This is a genomic window from Bergeriella denitrificans NBRC 102155 (assembly GCF_001592185.1).
GTDB lineage: Bacteria > Pseudomonadota > Gammaproteobacteria > Burkholderiales > Neisseriaceae > Neisseria > Neisseria denitrificans.
Genome location: NZ_BCWL01000182.1, coordinates 1 through 4211, shown reverse-complemented (window position 1 = coordinate 4211; position 4211 = coordinate 1). Strand labels below are relative to the sequence as shown.

The following is a 4211-nucleotide window of genomic DNA, read 5'->3' as shown; positions in this document are numbered from 1 at the left end:
CCATTCTTATTTTAAATGACTATAAAAAGACCCTTGACTATTCCTACCCTGCCCATAAATACAAACAATCGGAATACACCGCCGCATACTTGACTGAAACACTCAGATATTAGACAATCCGCCTAACGATAAAAAGCCCCCAGAGGCCAAGCATGAGACTGACTACCAAAGGCCGCTTTGCCGTAACCGCCATGATTGATTTGGCTATGAACGCCCAATCCGGCGCGGTCAAGCTCAGCGCCATCAGCGAGCGGCAAAACATCTCACTCTCCTATTTGGAGCAGCTTTTCAGCAAGCTGCGCCGCGCCCGCCTGGTTGAAAGCCTCCGCGGCCCCGGCGGCGGCTATGTCCTCGCCGCTCCCGCCGCGCAAATCAACATCGCCCAAATCATTACCGCCGCAGAAGACAAGCTCGATGCCACCCAGTGCAGCAGCAAAGCCAACTGCCACCACGGCACGCCCTGCCTGACCCATGATTTGTGGGAAAACCTCAACCAAACCATCAACACCTATTTAAGCAGCGTGACCCTGCAAAGCATCATCGAGCAGAAAAACACCGGCAGCGGCAGCAGCCAAGTCGTTACCTTTACACACATTCATTGATTAAAACAAATCAGCAAGAAAGAGCAAACCACCATGACCGTCCAAACCCCCGTATATCTCGATTACGCCGCCACCACCCCCGTTGACAAACGCGTGGCCGAGAAAATGATTCCCTACCTGACCGAGCAATTCGGCAACCCTGCTTCCAACAGCCACAGCTTCGGCTGGACGGCCGAAGAAGCTGTGGAAACCGCGCGCGCCAATATCGCCGCGCTGATTAACGCCGATGCCAAAGAAATCGTTTTCACCAGCGGCGCCACCGAGTCCAACAACCTCGCCATCAAAGGCGCGGCACACTTCTACAAAACCAAAGGCAAGCACCTGATTACCGTAAAAACCGAGCACAAAGCCGTGCTCGACACCATGCGCGAATTGGAACGCCAAGGCTTTGAAGTCACCTATCTGGACGTACAGGAAAACGGCCTGGTGGATTTGGATGTATTAAAAGCCGCCCTGCGCGAAGACACCATTTTGGTTTCCGTAATGTGGGTCAACAACGAAATCGGCGTGATTCAAAACATCCCCGCCATCGGCGAAATCTGCCGCGAACGCAAAATCATTTTCCACGTCGATGCCGCCCAAGCCTGCGGTAAAATCCCCGTTGACGTAGAAGCCGCCAAAGTCGACCTGCTCTCCATGTCCGGCCACAAAGTGTACGGCCCCAAAGGCATCGGCGCGCTGTATGTCCGCCGCAAACCGCGCGTGCGCCTCGAAGCGCAAATGCACGGCGGCGGCCACGAGCGCGGCTTCCGCTCCGGCACCCTGCCCACCCACCAAATCGTCGGCATGGGCGAAGCCTTCCGCATTGCCAAAGAAGATTTGGAAAAAGACACCGCCCACTACCTGAAACTGCGCGACATCTTCCTGAAAGGCATCGAAGGCATCGAAGAAGTCTATATCAACGGCGACTTGGATCAGCGCGTCCCCAACAACCTGAACGTCAGCTTCAACTACGTCGAAGGCGAGAGCCTGATTATGGCGGTTAAAGAGCTGGCCGTATCCAGCGGCTCGGCTTGTACCTCCGCATCATTAGAGCCCTCCTATGTATTGCGCGCATTAGGCAGAAACGACGAATTGGCACACAGCTCGCTGCGTATCACTTTCGGCCGCATGACCACCGAAGAAGAAGTCGCCTACGCCGCCGAACTGATTAAATCCAAAATCGGCAAACTGCGCGAGCTTTCTCCGCTGTGGGAAATGTTTAAAGAAGGCATCGACTTGGATGCCATCGAATGGGCGGCGCACTAATCCGACCGGCTTAGACGCATAGAGTGGACAACAAGTTGCCCACCCTACCCATTCCCAAGCAGCAATAAAAGCCGTCTGAAAATTTCAGACGGCCCGAACAAAGCAATCAAACACAAGGAACATACATCATGGCTTACAGCGATAAAGTAATCGACCACTACGAAAACCCCCGCAACGTCGGCACCTTCGACAAAGGCGACGACACCGTCGGCACCGGCATGGTCGGTGCGCCTGCCTGCGGCGATGTGATGCGTCTGCAAATCAAAGTCAACGACGAAGGCATCATCGAAGACGCGAAATTCAAAACCTACGGCTGCGGCTCGGCCATCGCCTCTTCCAGCCTGATTACCGAATGGGTGAAAGGCAAAAGCCTCGACGACGCGCTGGCCATCAAAAACAGCGAAATCGCCGAAGAACTGGAGCTGCCGCCGGTGAAAATCCACTGCTCGATTTTGGCCGAAGACGCCGTGAAAGCAGCCGTGGCCGATTACCGCAAGAAAAAAGAAGCCCAGTAATTTTTCAGACGGCCTGCCGCACAGGTGTCGGGCCGGTCTGTTTTCGCTATCGGAGCAAACCATGTTGAAACACACCGTTGCAGCCTTGGCGGTTTTGTCTGCCGCCGCCTGCGCCCAGCCGCACGCGGCAGGTCAACCGCAAACGCACATCCGCACGCAGGAGCAGCCCGCCATGAATACCCACACCGTCATCAGCCGCTACAGCTTTGACGACACCGTGTCCCGCCTGCAAAACGCCGTACAGAGCAAAGGCATGACCGTATTCGCCGTCATCGACCACCAAGCCGCCGCGCGGCAAAACGGCCTGAATATGCAGCCGGCCACAGTCATCATCTTCGGCACACCCAAAGCCGGTACGCCGCTGATGGTGAAAGACCCCGCATTCGCCCTGCAGCTGCCCCTGCGCGTTTTGGTCACCGAAACCGACGGCCGGGTGCAGGCCGTATTCAACGACACCCGCGGGCTGATTGCCGGCAGCAAAATCGACTATGCCGATGTCGAAAACAGCCTGGCCAATGCCGAAAAGCTGATTCGCGCCACCGTTTCCCAGTAAGGCAGCCCGCACAGGCCGTCTGAAATCCGCATCATTTATCAAGGACGTTATCATGATTACCCTCACCGCAAATGCCGCCGAACACATCAACAGCTATCTCGCCAAACGCGGCAAAGGCTTGGGCGTGCGCTTGGGCGTGAAAACCAGCGGCTGCTCCGGCATGGCGTACAACCTGGAATTTGTTGACGAAGCGCAGCCCGAAGACACCGTATTCGAAGAGCACGGCGCCAAAGTATTCGTCGATCCCAAAAGCCTGGTTTACCTCGACGGCACGCAAGTCGATTACACCAAAGAAGGCCTGCAGGAAGGTTTCAAATTTGAAAACCCCAATGTCAAAGATGCCTGCGGCTGCGGCGAAAGCTTCCATGTTTAAACACATACAGGCCGTCTGAAAACCGGATTTTCAGACGGCTTTGTCCGCCTGCGCGCGCCAATCCGGGGCAAAACCGCTCTGGCACGTTTCCCGGCAGAGCGCATTCAACCGCCTAATTCAGGTGACTGAGCGCAGCCGAAGCCCCGTTTACACAATCAAAATGATCGACTAGAGATAAACCGGATAACGCGGTTTCGAAAACCCATATCCGCCCGCATTTAATCAGCCCAAACGCCGCCCGCCCCCTTCCCATACCATGAGCCAATATTTCACCCTGTTCCAACTGCCCGCGCAATTCGACTTAGACAGCGAAGCCCTCACGCAAACCTACCGCGCCTTGGCCGCCCGCTTCCACCCCGACAAATTCGCCTCCGCCTCTTCTTTCGAGCAGAAGCAGGCCGTAATGATGTCGGCGCAGATTAACGAAGCCTACCGCGTGCTCAAAAACCCCACCGACCGCGCTGCCTACCTGCTGCAAGCGCACAATATCGATGCCGATGCGCCCGAGCATACCGCCTTCGCCCCCGAATTTCTGATGCAGCAGATGGAATGGCGCGAAGCCTTAACCGAAGCGCAAATCGAGCAAGACCAGGCTGCGTTGCAGGCGCTGGCCGAAGAGATTCGCGCTGCCCGCGACAATCTGCATCTCGCCCTGCGCCAATCTTTCGCCGCAGAAGATTACGAAACCGCCGCGCAACAAGTCCGCCAGGGGCGTTTTTTAGACAAATTGGCAGGCGAAATCCAAAGCGCATCCGGTCTTTAATGCTACAATACAGGCCGTTTGAAAAAAGCCGTCTGAAAAACACGGCCGGGCACCGCTGCCGGCCAACATTTTCAGACGGCTAACCTGAGCGCAGACAAGCCCTGTCTCAAGCGGGCGCAATCAGGCCGTATCATTCCGTATAGTCGAAGAGTAATTT

Annotated in this window: 6 protein-coding genes; all 6 read left to right on the top strand. The window is 55.9% G+C overall.

Translation table 11 applies throughout. The annotated features are described in order from the left end of the window. Positions 1-152: 152 nt before the first annotated feature. Positions 153-602: a Fe-S cluster assembly transcriptional regulator IscR gene (gene iscR / locus BDE01S_RS08730; protein WP_066080308.1), complete on the top strand. Its 450-nt coding sequence runs from the start codon at positions 153-155 to the stop codon at positions 600-602. A gap of 33 nt (positions 603-635) precedes the next feature. Beyond that, positions 636-1850: an IscS subfamily cysteine desulfurase gene (locus BDE01S_RS08725; protein ID WP_066080305.1), complete on the top strand. Its 1215-nt coding sequence runs from the start codon at positions 636-638 to the stop codon at positions 1848-1850. A 128-nt stretch (positions 1851-1978) separates the two neighbouring features. Next, positions 1979-2365, top strand: a complete 387-nt coding sequence (gene iscU / locus BDE01S_RS08720) for a Fe-S cluster assembly scaffold IscU (RefSeq protein WP_066080302.1) — start codon at positions 1979-1981, stop codon at positions 2363-2365. 61 nt (positions 2366-2426) lie between these two features. Further along, positions 2427-2918: a DUF302 domain-containing protein gene (locus tag BDE01S_RS08715; RefSeq protein WP_115225397.1), complete on the top strand. Its 492-nt coding sequence runs from the start codon at positions 2427-2429 to the stop codon at positions 2916-2918. A gap of 52 nt (positions 2919-2970) precedes the next feature. Further along, positions 2971-3291, top strand: coding sequence for an iron-sulfur cluster assembly protein IscA (gene iscA, locus BDE01S_RS08710; RefSeq protein WP_082790452.1), 321 nt, complete (start codon positions 2971-2973; stop codon positions 3289-3291). Between the two features lie 256 nt (positions 3292-3547). After that, positions 3548-4054 carry a Fe-S protein assembly co-chaperone HscB gene (gene hscB / locus BDE01S_RS08705; protein ID WP_066080296.1) on the top strand — a complete coding sequence of 169 codons (507 nt, stop codon included), beginning with the start codon at positions 3548-3550 and terminating at the stop codon, positions 4052-4054. Positions 4055-4211: the final 157 nt, after the last annotated feature.